Raw genomic sequence first — 16561 nt, forward strand, 5'->3', positions numbered from 1 at the left:
CCCGGACGAGTCACCCTGGTGCCTGCCGATGAACGCATCGTCCGCTGTTCGGAATATCGGCGCACCGGACCCGGCCGGGCGGCATTTCACGGCCGGGCGGATTCTCCGAGACCCGCCGCGCCCCCGCCCAGCAACTCCGTCATGTCCCGCTGATAGGGGAACGTCCCGGGTTCATAGTCGCACCACGGCTCCTCCGCGTACGGATCGCCGGTGACGGCATGGGCCCGGGAGCGCGACCCTCCGCAGATCCGGCGGAATTCGCACCGGCCGCACCGGCCGCCCAGCCGGTCGGCGTCGCGCAGGCCGGTGAACAGGTGCGACTCGCGGTAGATCGCCGGCAGCGGGCGGGTGCGCACGTTTCCCGCCGCGAGGGGGAGGAAGCCGCTGGGGTGCACGGTGCCGGTGTGGGACACGAAGACGAAGCCGCGGCCCGCGTTGACGTCCAGGGGCGGGCGGCGGGTCCGGCGCCCGCCGGTGTAGAGGCCGAGCTCTTCGCCGCGCCGGCGGAGCCGGCGGTACAGCGGCCCGAGCCGCATCACCTCCACGTGGTCCGCTCCCCTCGCGTCCAGTACCGCGCGCTGCAGTGCGACACGGCGGAAGTGGTGGGCCTCGGTGGTCTTGGCAGGTATCGAAAGCCCCACGTCGTAAACGAAGTTGAGGACGTCCTCGGTCTCCGTGGGGCCCAGCGGGGCCAGCTCGCGCCCGCGTCCGGTGGGCACGAGGAAGAACGCGCTCCACAGCATGACCCCGTGCTCGCGGACCAGGGCCGCGACCTCCGGCAGGTCGTGCAGGTTGTGCCGGCCGACCGTGGTGTTGATCTGCACCTTCATGCCCAGGCCGCGGGCGGTGTCCCAGGCGTCCAGGGTCCACCCGTAGACGCCGGGGACGCCGCGGAAGCCGTCGTGCAGCGCGGCGGTGGAGCCGTCCAGGCTCAGGGACAGGCCCACCGCCCCCGCCTCGTGCACCGCCCGGAGGTTGGCCGCCGTCAGGGTGGGGGTGCCCGAGGGCGAAACGGCGACCCGTACCCCCGCACGCGTGCCGTAAACGATCAGTTCCAGCAGATCCGGGCGCTGGAAAGGGTCGCCGCCGGTGATGACGAACAGCGGTGCGGGCCGCCCGAAGGCGGCGATCTGGTCGATCAGGCCCTTGGCGGCCCGGGTGTCCAGCTCGCCGGGATCCCGGTCGGGCACCGCGGTCGCCCGGCAGTGCACACAGGCCAGGGGACAGGCGCGGGTCGACTCCCAGATGACGATGAACGGCTTGTCCGCCACAGCCTGGTGCTGCCGGCGGACCGCGCGGGCGCCGCTCACCGGGGGAGCGGACGGGACGGAACGGGGCGGGCGGGGTCGTACATGGGCGGGTACCTCCGATTCGATCACCCCCAGCATGCGGCCGGGGAGGCGCCCGCCGCCCGGGGCGTGCGGCCCCCGCGCAGGGTCGTTGGTCCCGGGTGGCCGAAAACATTCGAGGTCCTGTGGCCCTGCGCCGCGGGACGCTTCGCCCACCGTCACCCGCGGGGGAGCGACTTAGCGTTCGTTTTATGGAGAACGAAACAATCGGCGGTCCGGCGGCCGCTGAGGAACGCGGCTGGCCGCTGGCCGGCCGGCGGCTGCTCAACCGGCGCGAGGTCAGCGAGGACGGGCGCGCCGTGTTCGGCACGGGGGACCCGCGGTGGGAGGGCTTCTACCGCGACCGCTGGTCGCACGACAAGGTCGTCCGCTCCACGCACGGGGTCAACTGCACCGGGTCCTGCTCCTGGATGGTCTACGTCAAGGACGGGATCATCACCTGGGAACACCAGGCCACCGACTACCCGTCGATCGGCGCCGACTGCCCCGAGTACGAGCCGCGGGGCTGCCCGCGCGGCGCGTCGTTCTCCTGGTACACCTACTCGCCCAGCCGGGTCCGCTACCCGTACGTCCGCGGCACGCTGCTGAAGATGTGGCGGGAGGCGCGCCGCCGGCTCGGCGACCCGGTGGCCGCCTGGGCGGAGATCACCGGCGACCCGGCCAAGGCCCGCGCCTACAAGAAGGCCCGGGGCAAGGGCGGGCTGGTGCGCGCCGACTGGGACGAGGTGGCCGAACTGGTCGCCGCCGCCCATGTGCACACCGTCAAGACGTACGGCCCGGACCGGGTGGCCGGGTTCTCGCCCATCCCCGCCATGTCGATGGCGTCCTTCGCGGCGGGCGCCCGCTTCCTGTCGCTGCTCGGCGGCACCCTGTTGTCCTTCTACGACTGGTACGCGGACCTGCCCGTCGCCTCGCCGCAGGTCTTCGGCGACCAGACGGACGTGCCGGAGGCCGCCGACTGGTGGAACGCCGGATACCTGGTCATGTGGGGGTCCAACATCCCGGTCACCCGCACCCCGGACGCCCACTTCCTGACCGAGACCCGCTACAACGGCACCAAGGTCGTCGCCGTCAGCCCCGACTACGCCGACAACGTCAAGCACGCCGACGAGTGGCTGGCCCCGCACCCGGGGACGGACGGGGCCCTGGCGATGGCGATGGGCCACGTCATCCTGCGCGAATTCCTGGTCGACCGCTCCACGCCCTACTTCGAGAACTACCTGCGCCGATTCACCGACGCCCCGTTCCTGGTCACGCTGCGCGAGCGGGACGGCGATCTGGTGCCGGATCGCTTCCTGACCGCCGCCGACCTCGGCGACACCGACGAGCATGCGCGCTTCAAGACCGTCCTCGTCGACCGCCGCAGCGGCGAACCGGTGGTCCCCAACGGGTCGCTCGGCTTCCGCTGGGGCGAGCAGGGCAAGGGCCGCTGGAACCTCGAACTGGGCGACGCCGAACCGGAATTGAGTCTGCTGGAGCGGGGCGGGGCCACGGCCACCGTGGCGCTGCCGCGCTTCGACGAAGGCCCCACCGAGGGCGGCGCGGTCATGGTGCGCGGCGTCCCGGTCCGCACGGTCGGCGGTCGGCAGGTGACCACCGTCTTCGACCTGATGCTGGCCCAGTACGGTGTGCGGCGCGCCGGGCTGCCCGGCACCTGGCCGGCCTCCTACGAGGACGCCTCCCAGCCGTACACCCCGGCCTGGCAGGAGACGGTCACCTCGGTCCCCGCCGCGCAGGCGGCCCGTATCGCGCGGGAGTTCGCCCGCAACGCCGAGCGCACCGAGGGCCGCTCGATGATCGCCATGGGCGCGGGCACCAACCACTGGTTCCACTCCGACACCATCTACCGCGCCTTCCTGGCCCTGACCACCATGACCGGCTGCCAGGGCGTCAACGGCGGCGGCTGGGCCCACTACGTCGGCCAGGAGAAGGTCCGCCCCGTCACCGGCCTCCAGCACCTCGCGTTCGCCTTCGACTGGCAGCGGCCCACCCGCCACATGGCGGGCACCTCGTACTGGTACCTGGCCACCGACCAGTGGCGTTACGAGGCCTTCGGCCCGGACGAGCTGGCCTCCCCGCTGGGGGAGGGCCGCTTCACGGGCCGCGCCACCGCCGACTGCCTGGCCCAGGCCGTCCGGATGGGCTGGACCCCCGGCCACCCCGGCTTCAACCGCAACCCGCTGGACCTGGCCGACGAGGCGGCAGCCGCCGGCCGTCCCGTGTCCGAGCACATCGTCGACGAGCTGACCTCCGGCGCGCTGCGCTTCGCCGCCGAGGACCCGGACGACCCCGCCAACTTCCCGCGCGTCCTGACCGTATGGCGGGCCAACCTGCTGGGCTCCTCGGGCAAGGGCAACGAGTACTTCCTGCGCCATCTCCTGGGGACGGACGCGGCGGTCCGCTCCGAGGAGACACCGCCGGAGAAGCGGCCACGGGACGTCGTCTGGCACGCGGAGGCGCCGGAGGGCAAGCTCGACCTCCTGGTCAGCATGGATTTCCGGATGACCTCCACCGGCCTGTTCGCCGATGTCGTGCTGCCGGCCGCCACCTGGTACGAGAAGGACGACCTGTCCAGCACGGACATGCACCCCTTCGTGCACGCCTTCACCCCGGCCATCGCACCGCCCTGGCAGGCCCGGACCGACTACGACACCTTCCTGACCATCGCCGACCGCTTCAGCGAACTGGCCGCGGATCACCTGGGCACCCGCACCGACGTGCTGGCCGTGCCCCTCCAGCACGACACCCCCGACGAACTCGCCCAGCCCGGCGGCGTCGTCGCCGACTGGAAGGCCGGCGAGTGCGCGCCGGTCCCCGGCCGCACCATGCCCAAGCTGGTGACCGTCGAGCGGGACTACGCGGCGGTGGCGGACAAGATGCGCGCCGTCGGCCCCCTCCTCGACACGCTCGGCACCACCACGAAGGGCGTCACCGTCCACCCGGACCAGGAGCTGGAGCAGCTGCGGCGCAGCAACGGCGTCCGGCGCGGGCGTGCGGCGGACGGACGGCCGTCGCTGGCCACCGCCTCGGACATGTGCGAGGCGATCCTCGCGCTGTCCGGCACCACCAACGGGCGCCTGGCCACCGAGGGTTTCAAGGCGCTGGAGAAGCGGACCGGCACCGGCCTGGCGCATCTGGCCGCCGAGCGGGAGGCGGAGCGGATCACCTTCGCCGACACCCGTGTGCAGCCCCGGTCGGTGATCACCTCGTACGAGTGGTCCGGCAGCGAGACCGGCGGCCGCCGCTACTCCCCGTTCGTCATCAACGTCGAGCACCGCAAGCCCTGGCACACCCTCACCGGCCGCCAGCACTTCTTCGTCGACCACGACTGGATGACCGAACTCGGCGAGCAACTGCCCGTGTACCGTCCCCCGTTGAACACCGCCCGGCACTACGGCGACGAGCACCTGGGCGAGGAAGGCCGCGCCGAGGTGACGGTCCGCTACCTCACCCCGCACTCCAAGTGGTCCATCCACTCCGAGTACCAGGACAACGCCTACATGCTCGCCCTCTCCCGGGGCGGCCCGGTGATCTGGATGAGCACCGCCGACGCCGAGAAGATCGGCGTCAGGGACAACGAGTGGATCGAGGCGTACAACCGCAACGGCGTCGTCGTCGCCCGCGCGGTGGTCACCCACCGGATGCCCGAGGGCACCGTGTACATGTACCACGCCAAGGACCGCACGGTGAACGTGCCCAAGACCGAGCTCAGCGGCAAGCGCGGCGGCATGCACAACTCCCTGACCCGGCTGCTCATCAAGCCCTCACACCTGGCCGGCGGCTACGCCCAGTTCACCTACGCCTTCAACTACTACGGCCCCACCGGCAACCAGCGCGACGAGGTCACCGTGATTCGCCGCCGCTCCCAGGATGTGGAGTACTGACATGCGCGTCATGGCCCAAGTGGCGATGGTGATGAACCTCGACAAGTGCATCGGCTGCCACACCTGCTCGGTCACCTGCAAACAGACCTGGACCAACCGCACCGGCGTCGAATACGCCTGGTTCAACAACGTCGAGACCAAGCCCGGCGTCGGCTACCCGCGCCGCTACGAGGACCAGCGGCAGTGGAAGGGCGGCTGGATGCTGGACCGGCGCGGGCGCCTGGTGCTCCGCTCCGGCGGCCGCCTGAAGCGCCTGGGCTCCCTGTTCTCCAACCCCGACCTGCCGGCCATCGAGGACTACTACGAACCGGTCACCTACGACTACGACAACCTCGTCAGCGCCCCGGCCGGCCAGGACGTGCCGGTGGCCCGGCCCCGCTCGGTGCTCACCGGCAAGCCGACCTCGATCACCTGGGGCGCCAACTGGGAGGACGGCCTGGGCGGCGCGGGCGAGACGGCGGCCGGCGACCCGAACCTGAGCGGGGGCCTGGCCGAGAAGGTGAAGTTCGCCTTCGAGCAGACCTTCATGTTCCACCTGCCGCGGCTGTGCGAGCACTGCCTCAACCCGGCCTGTGTGTCCGCCTGCCCGTCCGGCGCGATGTACAAGCGGGCCGAGGACGGCATCGTGCTGGTCGACCAGGACCGCTGCCGCGGCTGGCGGATGTGCGTCACGGCCTGCCCGTACAAGAAGGTCTACGTCAACCACGCCACCGGCAAGGCCGAGAAGTGCACCTTCTGCTTCCCGCGCATCGAAGCCGGGCAGCCCACCGTCTGCTCCGAGACCTGCGTCGGCCGCCTGCGCTACCTCGGCCTGCTCCTCTACGACGCCGACCGGGTCGGCGAGGCCGCCGCCACAGCGGACGAGAAGGACCTGCTCGACGCCCAGCGGAACGTCTTCCTCGACCCGGCCGACCCCGAAGTCCGCTCCGCGGCCCGGCGGTCCGGCATCCCCGAGGACTGGATCGACGCCGCCCGCCGCTCTCCCGTACACGCCCTGATCAGCGAGTACAAGGTGGCCCTGCCGCTGCACCCGGAATACCGCACCCTGCCCATGGTCTGGTACGTGCCGCCACTGTCCCCGGTCCTGGACGCCGTCGGCGAGGCGGGCGGCGACGCCGAGGACCCCGACCACGTCTTCGCCGCCGTCACCCGCCTGCGCATCCCGCTGGACTACCTCGCCAACCTCTTCGCCGCCGGAGACACCGACGTCGTCGCCGGGGTCCTGATGAAGCTGACCGCGCTGCGCAGCCACATGCGGCAGCGCACGCTCGGGGAACAGGGAGACGAGAGCGCGCTGAAGGCCGTGGGGCTCACGCCCGCACAGGCCGAAGATCTGCACCGGCTGCTGGCCGTCGCCAAGTACGCCGACCGGTACGTCGTCCCCGCCGCCCACAAGGAAGACGCCGCCGCGCTCAGCGCGATGGAGGACCGCTGCCCCGTGGAGAGCGCGGGCGGCAACCCGTCCGCCACCGGCCGCAAGGTCATGCTCGGGCTTCCCACCCTGCGGCGACGGACCACGGCCCCGGGCGCGGGAGGCGCTGTATGAGCTCCCTGCGTACCCGCCTCCGCCCGGCGGCCGGGCGCCGCGCCCGCCCCGGCCCCGAAGAAGCCGCCCAGCGCGGGCTCCTGCTACGGCTGCTGTCGCTGCTGTTGCAGTACCCGGATGCTGAACTGGTCGAAAAGCGGGCCGAGTTGAGTGCTGCGGTCGATGTTCTGCCGCCCTCGACCGCCGCCGGACATCTCGCCGCCTTTGCCTCCTGGTTCATGGTTCAGCCGTCCGAGGACCTGGAAAGCCACTACGTGGAGGTCTTCGACCTTCGCCGCAAGAGCAGCCTCTACCTCACCTACTACCTGCACGGCGACACCCGCCGACGGGGCATGGCCCTGCTCGCCCTCGCCCAGACCTACCGGGCCGCCGGGTGGAGCGCCGACAGCGGCGAACTCCCCGACCACCTGCCCGTCGTCCTGGAATTCGCCGCCCTGGCCGGGCCGCGCGCCGGAGAAGCACCGCTGCGCCGCCACCGGCGCGGACTGGACCTCATCCACCACGCCCTGTCGGACGTGCGGTCCCCTTACGCGGACCTGCTGGCGGCACTGCTGTCCCTGCTGCCGGCGGCCACCGACGCCGACCTGGAGGCGGTGGCGAAGCTGGCCGCCGAAGGGCCGCCCGCCGAGGACGTCGGCCTCGACCCGTACAGCGGCACCGGCTTCGCCCCGCCCGGCACCTTCGTACCGCCGGCGCCCGCACCGCCGACCCTGATGCCCCCTCTGACCGGCCCCATGGACTCGGAGACCCGCCGATGAGCGCCGCCAGCAGCCCTCTGACCTCCGTGGACGGCACCGACCTGCTGCTGTGGGTCGCCGTCCCCTACGCCTGCCTGGCCGTCTTCGCCGTCGGGCACTTCTGGCGCTACCGCAAGGACCAGTTCGGCTGGACCAGCCGCACCAGCCAGCTGCTGGAACACCGGTGGCTGCGCTGGGGCAGTCCGCTGTTCCACCTCGGCGCGTTCGCCGTGATCGCCGGACACGTCGTGGGCCTGGCCGTTCCGGCGTCCCTGACCGCGAAGGCGGGCATCGGCGAGCACACCTACCACACCGTGGCGGTGGGCCTCGGCTCCGTGGCCGGTGCGGCCATGGTGGTGGGGCTGGGCATGCTCTGCGCCCGGCGCCTGATCGCCCCGCGCATCCGCACCCGCACCAGCTCCAGCGACAAGCTGCTCTTCCCGCTGCTGGCCGCCACCGTACTGCTGGGCATCGCCGCCACCGTCGTCCACAACGTCGCCGGAGGCGGGTACGACTACCGCTCCACCGTCTCGGTGTGGTTCCGCGGCCTGTTCCTGCTGCAACCGCAGCCCGGGGCCATCTCGGGCGCGCCCCTCCTGTTCCAACTGCACGCCCTGAGCGCGTGCCTGCTCTTCGCGGCCTGGCCCTTCACCCGCCTCGTCCACGTGTGGAGCGCGCCCATCGGCTACCTGCGCCGCCCGTATCTGGTCTACCGCCGCAAGACGGCCGCTCCGGCGTACGACCGGTCCCCGGCCGTCCCCGCTCGGCGCGGGCCGGCCGGGACCGAGGCGTCTTGATGAAGCCGGCCACTCCCCGGCCTGGCGCTGCCCCACAGGGCCCGGCACCAGGCGATTACCAGAACGACCAGAACGACTCGACCGAGAGGCACCCGATGCGCCTGCTTGAGGACACCACCGGCGCCCCGTCACCGAGAGAGGCAGGCCCCGCCATTCCGGCCGGCCGCCCGTGGATGATGCTCACGCTGGCCACACTGGGCTTCGCCGTCAACTTCTGGGCGTGGGCGCTGCTCAGCCCGCTGGGCCCGCGCTTCAAGGAGACCCTGGCACTCAGCTCGTTCGAGCAGTCCCTGCTGGTGGCGGTGCCGGTCGTGGTGGGCTCACTGGGACGGATCCCGGTGGGCGCGCTGACCGACCGGTTCGGCGGCCGCGTGATGTTCCCCCTGGTGTCCGCCGCGACCATCGTGCCCGTGCTCTACCTGGGGCTGGCCGGGCACTCCTCACTGACCGCCCTGCTGATCGGCGGGTTCTTCCTGGGCATCGGCGGCACCGCCTTCGCCGTCGGCGTGCCGTTCGTCAACCGCTGGTTCCCGCCGGAGCGGCGCGGGCTGGCGATCGGTGTCTTCGGCGTGGGCATGGGCGGCACCGCCATCAGCGCGCTGACCACCGTCAAGCTCGTCGACGCGCACGGTATGGCCAACCCGTTCCTGATCACCGCCGCCGCGCTAGCCGTCTACGCCGTGCTGGCCGCCGTCCTGCTGCGGGACGCGCCCGGCCGTACCGTACCGGCCGGGCCCCTGGCCCGCCGCCTCGCCGACACCGCCCGCCTGTCCGTCACCTGGCAGGCATCCGCCCTGTACGCCGTGGCGTTCGGCGGCTACGTCGCCTTCTCGGTCTACCTGCCGACCTACCTGAAGACCGGTTACGGACTCGGGCAGGCCGACGCCGCCAACCGGATGGCCGGCTTCGTCCTGCTGGCGGTGGCCATGCGCCCGGTCGGCGGCTGGCTGTCGGACCGGATGGGCCCGGTCCGCGTGCTCGCCGGATCCCTGGCGGTCGTCGTCGCGGGCGCCGCCGTACAAGCCGCGACCCCGCCGCTCGCTCCGGTGGGCACCCTCGCCTTCCTGGCCATGGCCGCCGCGCTCGGCGCGGGCAGCGGCGCCACCTTCGCGCTGGTGGCCCTGCTGGCCCCGGCGAACAAGGTCGGCTCGGTCACCGGTGTCGTCGGTGCCGCGGGCGGGCTGGGCGGCTTCATCCCGCCCCTGGTCATGGGCGTGATCTTCAGCGCCTCGGGAAGCTACGCCCTCGGCCTGCTCCTGCTGGCCCTGGTCTCGGCCGTCGCCCTGGCCTTCACCGTCACCCGGGTCCGGCGGGCCGTCGCCTCCGAGGGCACCTCACCGTGATGGGGCAACCGGCCCGGTGAACTTCAGCAGGTTCGGATACGGGCGCCCCTGAGGCGCCCTCAGAAAGGCAGCGCAGCCCGATGAACGCATCCACCACCCCGCACCTCCCTTCCTCCTCCCTGCCCGCACCCTCCGCCCCGGCGCCGGGGGAGACACGGCCGCACATCGTGGTGGTGGGCGGCGGCATCGCCGGACTGACCGCTGCCGCCCGCCTCAGTGGCGCGGCGGGCGGCAGCGGTTCCGGGGCGCGGGTGACACTGCTGGAATCCGCCGGACGGCTCGGCGGCAAGCTCCTGTGCGGCGAGGTCGGCGGCGTACCCGTGGACCTGGGGGCCGAGGCGGTGTTCGCCAAGCAGCCGTCCGCCGTGGAACTGGCCCGGGAGGTGGGGCTGGGGGACGAACTGGAGCCGCCGGTCACGGCGGAGGCTTCGCTGTGGACCCGCGGCGCGCTCCACCCCCTGCCCCGCGGCCACATCATGGGCATCCCCGCCGACCTCGACTCCCTGGCCGCTTGCGGGGTGCTGTCCGCCGACGGCCTCGCCCGCGCCCGCCAGGACCTGGCACTCCCGCGTACGGACGTGGGCGACGACATCGCCGTCGGCCGGTACGTGGCCGCCCGGTTGGGGCGCGAAGTCGTCGACCGGCTCGTCGAACCCCTCCTCGGCGGCGTGTACGCCGGGCACGCCGACCGCATCTCCCTGCGCGCCGCCCTGCCGCACCTGCTTCCCATCGTCCGGGAAGAACGGTCCCTGCTCGAAGGCATCCGCCGCATGCGGGGACCGGCGCCCGAAGCGCCGAAGCCGGCGGCGGCCGTGCCCCCGTTCCGGAGCGTACGGGGCGGACTGGGCCGGCTGCCCCTGGCCGTCGCCCGGGCGTGCCGGGCCGCGGGCGTGGACATCCGCACCGCCACCGCGGCCCGCACGCTGCGCAGCACCGGGCACGGATGGCGGCTGACGGTACGGGACGCCGCCGGCGAGCACCGGATCGACGCCGACGCGGTGGTGCTCGCCGTACCCGCGCCCGCCGCCGCCCGGCTGCTGGCCGACGAGGTACCGGCCGCGGCCGCCGCGCTGCGCGCCGTCGAGTACGCGGACATGGCCCTGATCACGATGGTCTTCACCCGTGCCGACCTGCCGGGGGAGTTGCCGGGCAGCGGCTTCCTGGTCCCGCCGGTGGACGGGCGCCTCATCAAGGCGGCCACCTTCCTGAGCAGCAAGTGGGCATGGCCGGGCCGGTCCGCGCCCGACAAGGTCGTGGTGCGCACGTCCGTCGGCCGGTACGGCGAGGACACCGCCCTGTGTCTCGACGACGCGGAACTGGTGGCCCGTTCGCGCGCCGAGCTGGCCGAGGCGACCGGCGTGGCGGCCGTACCGTACGACAGTGCCGTCACCCGCTGGGGCACCGGCCTGCCCCAGTACACCGTCGGCCATGTCGGGCGGATGACCCAGGTGCGGGAGCACCTCGGGCGGCTCGGCACGCTGGCGGTCTGCGGGGCCGCCTACGACGGTGTCGGCATCACCCATTGCGTCGAGGGCGCCGGGCGCGCGGCCGAAACGGTCACGGCAGCGCTCGACGCCCGCCTGCCGGGCCGGGAACGCGTCCGCTGACACCCGGCCGCGCGGATATGGCCCGGATGACCGGCAAGAAGGGCCGTCCGGCCCTGGCCCTTCGGTCCCGGTGTGCGGCAGGCTGCACAGGGCGCCGCCTGTGGAGGCGGGCCGCACCAGGGAACATCGGAGCTGCGTGATGACGGAAAACCCGGCCGACGCCCGGACGAAGGCACCGGTCAGCGTCTTCCTGCTCGACGACCACGAGGTGGTGCGCCGCGGCGTGCACGACCTGCTGGACGCCGAACCGGACCTGACCGTGGTGGGGGAGGCGAACACCGCCGAACAGGCGCTGGTGCGGGTGCCCGCCCTGCGGCCGCAGGTGGCGATCCTGGACGTCCGGCTGCCGGACGGCGACGGCGTGAGCGTCTGCCGTGAGCTGCGCTCCCGGATGCCGGACCTGGTGTGCCTGATGCTGACCTCGTTCGACGACGAGGAGGCGCTGCTGGACGCGATCATGGCGGGCGCCGCCGGTTACGTGCTCAAGCAGATCACCGGGACCGACCTGGTCAACGCCGTACGGACGGTGGCCTCGGGCCAGTCGCTGCTGGACGCCGGCGCCACCGCCCGCGTCATGGCCCGGTTGCGCGGCGAGACCGAGCGGGCCGAACCGCGGGCGGACGGCCTGTCCGGGCTGAGCGAGCGGGAACGCGAGATCCTGGCGCTGGTGGGCGAGGGCCTGACCAACCGGGAGATCGGCAAGCGGCTCTACCTCGCGGAGAAGACGGTCAAGAACAACATCTCCCGCCTGCTGGCCAAGCTCGGCGTGGAGCGCCGCGTCCAGGCCGCGGTCATCGCCGCCCAGTCGCTCGGGGCCGCGCCGGAACCCCGTACGGGCCCCGCCGCGCCGCCGCGCGACGGCGGCCCGCGGCACTGACGGGGGCTCCGGTGCCCGGTCCGGCAAGGGTTTCCGCGGCCCGCCTCCGGCCCCCGGGCCCGGACCGGGGCGGGGCCGGGGCGTGACCGGTCAGCTCCGCGTCCGCCATAACGCCCCGGTGTCCGGGGGACCGTCGCCGCCCGCCCGCGGGACGAGGCGGTTGACCACGCCCACGACTCCGTCCACCCGCCAGGTCAGGCCGATCGCGACCGGGATGTCGTCCTCGTGCGCGAGCGTTCCCCGCAGGGTCACGACGCCGTCCCGTACCGAGACCAGCACGTCGTCCGGCGGTACGCCCAGGGTGCGGCCCAGCACCTCGTCGGCCACCTCCGCGCGGATCTGCCGGTCCGTCCGCAGGAAGACCCGCAGCAGGTCGCGGCGGGTGGTGATGCCGATGAGGCGGTCCTCCTCGTCCACGACGGGCAGCCGGTCGACATGCCGGCGCTGCATGATGCGGGCGGCGTCCACGACGCGGTGCTCCGGGTGCACGGTGACCGCCGGAGTGGTCATCACCTCGCCCGCGGTCGTGCCGCGGACGGCACCGGGACCGACCGGCGGGCGCGGGACGGCAGGGCTCTCCGGCCGGCCGCCCGGGGGCGCGGGGAGGTCCGTACGGGAGACCACCCCCATGACCTTGTCGTCGCCGTCCACCACCGGCAGGCCGCTGATCCGGTGGACGTCGAGCAGCCGGGCCAGCTCCTGCGCCGGGGTGTCCGGGCGGGCCTGTACGACCTCCCACGTCATCACCTCGGCAACGGTGTGGTCCTGCACGGCGATACCTCCCCTCGGTCGGTGCCTCACGGTTCCGGCCCGTGTGCCGGTCCCGTTCCCCGCCGATCGAGTCTGGCCGAGGACGGGGCCGGGGAGCAGGGGCCTATCCGCCTTCGTCCGAGGGCCACCAGGCCCGCCGCGCCCCACGCATGACCTGGGCGGAAGCGGGTGAGCGCAGGTGGGCGGCGGTCGGGTCCCGCTGTGCGGACAGGGTTACGCTGACCGGGTACGGCGGGCGGACCGAAGAAGGAGGACCGGTGGGCACGCAGGAGTCGTTGTCGCGGCTGCCTCAGATGCGACTGGACGAGTTGCTGGAGGAACTGCAGGCACGCATCGACGCGGCGCGCGGCACCCGGGACCGGGTGCACAGCCTCCTGGAGGCGGTGGTCTCGGTGGGGCGGGAACTCGACCTGCCCCAGGTGCTCCGGCGCATCGTCGAGGCCGCCGCGCTGCTGGTCGACGCGCAGTACGCGGCGCTGGGGGTGATCGGCCCGGACGGCAGGCGGCTGTCGCAGTTCCTGACCGTCGGCCTGACACCCGAGCAGGTCGCCGCGATCGGGCCGCTGCCCGCCGGACACGGCATCCTGGGCGAACTGATCCGCAACCCCGAGCCGTTGCGGCTCACCGACCTCAGCGCCCATCCGTCGTCGTACGGCTTCCCCGCCCACCACCCGCCGATGCGCACGTTCTTGGGCGTGCCGATCCGGGTGCGCGACGAGGTCTTCGGCAACCTCTACCTGACCGACAAGCGCGGCGGCCACGACTTCGACGCGGAGGACGAGTCGGTCATCTCCACGCTGTCGGTCGCCGCCGGTGTGGCGATCGACAACGCCCGGCTCTACGAGGGATCGCAGCGCCAGCAGCGCTGGCTGAAGGCGGGCGCGGAGATCACCAACAGCCTGCTGTCCGGCATCCCCCGCCTGGAGGTCCTGGAGCTGATCGCCCGCCGGGCGCAGGAGATCACCCGGGCGGAACTCGCGGACGTGTGCGTACCCATGCACGACACCGGCGACCTCGTCGTGGAGCTGGCGATCGGCGGGAACAGCGACAAGCGCCGCGGACTGGTCGTACCCGCCGACGGCACGCTGTCCGGCGCCGCCCTCCTGTCGGGCGGGCCGGTCACCACGTCCGGCCTGGCGTGCGACGACCGGTACACCGCCGGGCCCCGCCGCTTCGACGGCCTGGGGCCCGCGGTGGCCGTGCCGTTGGGCAGCGAGGGCGGCAGCGCCCGCGGCGTCCTCCTGCTGGCGCGTGCCGAGGGCGAGCCGGTGTTCACCGACGAGGAGCTGGAACCGCTGCACGGGTTCGCCGGGCAGGCGGCCCTCGCCCTGGAGCTGGCCGAGCGCCGGCGCGACGCCGAACAGCTGGCCCTGCTGGAGGACCGCGACCGGATCGCCCGCGACCTGCACGACCTGGCCATCCAGCGGCTGTTCGCCACCGGTATGACGCTGCAGAGCGCCGCCCGGCTGGTCGAGCACGCCGGCGCGGCGGAGCGGGTCACCCGGGCGGTGGGCGACCTGGACGAGACCATCAAGATCATCCGTTCGACGATCTTCGGTCTGCGGATCCGGGAGGAGGACACCGGACCGAGCCTGCGGGCCCGGGTGGCGCGCGCCGTGGGGGAGGCCGGCACGGCGCTGGGCTTCCCGCCCCGGCTGAGCATGGAGGGCCTGCTGGACACGGACGTACCGGTCCAGGTCGCCGACCACGTCGTGGCGGCCCTCACCGAACTGCTGAGCAACGCGGCCCGGCACGCCCACGCGACCCGGGTCGAGGTGGCGCTCCAGGCCACCGGCGACGAGGTCGTCCTGACCGTCACGGACAACGGCCGGGGCATTCCGGAGGGCGGCCGGCGCAGCGGGCTGGGCAACCTGGCCGAACGCGCGCAGAACGTGGGCGGGGCGATGGAGATCCGTACACCGGACGGCGGCGGAAGCCAGGTCGTGTGGCACGCCCCGCTGCCCGCGGCCGGATGACGGACGGCCCGGCCTGACATGTTGCGTCAGGCCGGGCGTCAGAAACTGGCTTACGGCGCTCCGTTCAGCACCGTGCCGTGGAACCGGGCGCTCAGCGCCCCTCGCCGCCCGCCGCGCACACCGCGACCGCGGGCTGCGCCACCAGCCGGAAGCCGGTGACCAGGTCCGGCTGGATGCGCAGCACGCCGTTCATGGTCTGCGCCACCCACGGCCGCAGCAGGTCCCCGTAGCGGGCCACCTGCGCCGGGTCGGCCACCAGCCGCGCGTACCCGGTGACGATGACGCTCCAGCCCAGGTGCGTACGCGGATCGATGGCATCGGCCTCGTACGCGACGACCAGGCCCGCCTCGCCCGCGGGCGGCGCGATCGAGGTGAGGGTCGCCCCGTCGTTGAGCCGGACGACGATGTCCTCCCCGTCCAGCAGGTGGTTGACGGGCCGGATGGCCGGCAGGGCGTTCTGGGTGAACACGAGCCGGCCGAGCGGGACGCTGCCCAGCAGCCGCAGCGATTCGCCCCGGGGCAGCTGTTGCATGCTCCGGGGAGCCACCGGTTCACGGAGTTTCTCGACCTGCTGAGCGTCTTCGTCGTTCATCCTGCACACCCTCTGCTCCGGCGGCGTTCGTCCGGGCACTCGTTGCCTGCCCGCCAGCCTCCCCGAAGCGGGATCGCGGCAACAGGGCCGAACGGACCCGGCTGCGGGCCATTCGCGGAGGGCCCTTCGCTGTCCGCGGTTCAGGGGTGGGGCACCACCGCCACCGGGCACGGTGCGTGGTGCAGCGCCGCGTGCGCGACCGCGCCGATCTTCCTGAGGTCGTGCCGGCCCGGGCTGCGGCGTCCCACGACCAGCAGCCGGGCTTGCGCTCCGGCGGCCAGAAGGACCTGCCCCGCGCCGCCCAGTTCGACGTGCTCGACCACCTCCACCTGCGGGAAGCGCTCCCGCCACGGCCGTACGGCGTCGGCCAGCCGCTTGCGCTCCAGCGGCTCCAGGCCGCCGGCGTCGTCGGCCGCCCGCATGGTCTCGCCGCCCCACACGACGACCGGCGGCACGTTCCAGGCCCGTACCGCTCGCAGGCCCGCCCCTTGGGCCACGGCCGCCTCGAAGGCGAACTCCAGCACCGGACCGCTCTCCCGTACGTCCTGCACGCCCACCACCACCTCGCCACGCGGCCGCGCCGCCTCGTCGGGGCGCCGACCGCGGACGAGGACGACGGGCCCGGCCGCCTGCCGCAGCACCTGCAACCCCACGGAGCCGAGCAGATAGCCGACCAGCGTGCTGTGCCCACGCGAACCCAGCACCAGCAGGTCCCCCGCCGCGGACGCGGCGACCAGGGCCGCGACCGGCTCGTCCGCCAGGATCTCGGTGGTGACCGGCAGCCCGGGGAAGTCCTCGGCCACCCGGGCCGCGGCCTTGTCCAGCACTTCCGTGGCCCAGCGGCGCTGCACTTCCTCGTCCGCCGCGACCGGTACGTCCAAGGGGCGCCAGACCCACGCGTGAACCAGCCGCAAGCGCGCTCCACGGCGGCCGGCCTCGGCGGCGGCCCAGTCGGCGGCGGCAAGGCTGTGGTCGGTTCCGTCCAGTCCGACGGTGACGGTGCCGGGCATGGTGGCCTCCTGAGGCGGGAACGGAAGTACGTCCGGCCCCCACTCTCCGGGCTCCACGGCCACCGCGGGGAC

General features: G+C 73.4%; 12 protein-coding genes. 8 read left to right on the forward strand and 4 right to left on the reverse strand.

The genetic code is table 11. From position 1 onward, the window contains the following. Positions 1-86: 86 nt before the first annotated feature. Positions 87-1310, reverse strand: coding sequence for a TIGR04053 family radical SAM/SPASM domain-containing protein (locus tag IH45_RS0100350; protein WP_234440375.1), 1224 nt, complete (start codon positions 1308-1310; stop codon positions 87-89). A gap of 230 nt (positions 1311-1540) precedes the next feature. Between IH45_RS0100350 and IH45_RS0100355 the strand changes: the two genes are divergently transcribed. From IH45_RS0100355 to IH45_RS0100385, 7 genes are all read left to right on the forward strand, one after another. Beyond that, entirely contained in the window at positions 1541-5233 is a 3693-nt protein-coding gene (locus IH45_RS0100355) for a nitrate reductase subunit alpha (protein ID WP_030659581.1), read from the forward strand. Between the two features lies 1 nt (position 5234). Further along, positions 5235-6779 (forward strand): nitrate reductase subunit beta, encoded by a 1545-nt coding sequence (gene narH / locus IH45_RS0100360; protein WP_030659584.1) that lies wholly within the window; start codon positions 5235-5237, stop codon positions 6777-6779. Beyond that, positions 6776-7537, forward strand: a complete 762-nt coding sequence (narJ, locus tag IH45_RS0100365) for a nitrate reductase molybdenum cofactor assembly chaperone (RefSeq protein ID WP_030659586.1) — start codon at positions 6776-6778, stop codon at positions 7535-7537. The genes narH and narJ overlap by 4 nt, the downstream gene beginning before the upstream one ends. Next, positions 7534-8313 carry a respiratory nitrate reductase subunit gamma gene (gene narI / locus IH45_RS0100370; protein ID WP_030659587.1) on the forward strand — a complete coding sequence of 260 codons (780 nt, stop codon included), beginning with the start codon at positions 7534-7536 and terminating at the stop codon, positions 8311-8313. Before narJ ends, narI begins: the two co-directional genes overlap by 4 nt. Positions 8314-8489: 176 nt before the next feature. Continuing rightward, positions 8490-9656: an MFS transporter gene (locus IH45_RS0100375; protein WP_234440380.1), complete on the forward strand. Its 1167-nt coding sequence runs from the start codon at positions 8490-8492 to the stop codon at positions 9654-9656. Positions 9657-9736: 80 nt separating this feature from the next. Beyond that, entirely contained in the window at positions 9737-11263 is a 1527-nt protein-coding gene (gene hemG / locus IH45_RS0100380; protein WP_030659592.1) for a protoporphyrinogen oxidase, read from the forward strand. A 139-nt stretch (positions 11264-11402) separates the two neighbouring features. Further along, on the forward strand, positions 11403-12140 hold the full coding sequence (locus tag IH45_RS0100385; RefSeq protein WP_032916570.1) for a response regulator: 738 nt from the start codon (positions 11403-11405) through the stop codon (positions 12138-12140). Between the two features lie 90 nt (positions 12141-12230). On the opposite strand, the gene IH45_RS0100390 is transcribed toward IH45_RS0100385, so the two are convergent. Continuing rightward, a complete protein-coding gene (locus IH45_RS0100390) occupies positions 12231-12911 on the reverse strand; it encodes a CBS domain-containing protein (RefSeq protein WP_032916571.1) in 681 nt (226 codons plus the stop codon). 293 nt (positions 12912-13204) lie between these two features. Between IH45_RS0100390 and IH45_RS0100395 the strand changes: the two genes are divergently transcribed. After that, positions 13205-14887 (forward strand): sensor histidine kinase, encoded by a 1683-nt coding sequence (locus tag IH45_RS0100395; protein ID WP_158812832.1) that lies wholly within the window; start codon positions 13205-13207, stop codon positions 14885-14887. 91 nt (positions 14888-14978) lie between these two features. Here IH45_RS0100395 and IH45_RS0100400 read toward each other — a convergent pair whose 3' ends face one another. Together IH45_RS0100400 and IH45_RS0100405 are read right to left on the reverse strand one after the other, a co-directional pair. Beyond that, positions 14979-15479 (reverse strand): pyridoxamine 5'-phosphate oxidase family protein, encoded by a 501-nt coding sequence (locus tag IH45_RS0100400; RefSeq protein WP_030659602.1) that lies wholly within the window; start codon positions 15477-15479, stop codon positions 14979-14981. A 140-nt stretch (positions 15480-15619) separates the two neighbouring features. Further along, on the reverse strand, positions 15620-16489 hold the full coding sequence (locus tag IH45_RS0100405; protein ID WP_030659604.1) for a universal stress protein: 870 nt from the start codon (positions 16487-16489) through the stop codon (positions 15620-15622). Between the last annotated feature and the right edge of the window lie 72 nt (positions 16490-16561).

The organism is Streptomyces rimosus subsp. rimosus (genome assembly GCF_000720725.1).
Taxonomy (GTDB): Bacteria; Actinomycetota; Actinomycetes; order Streptomycetales; family Streptomycetaceae; genus Streptomyces; species Streptomyces rimosus_A.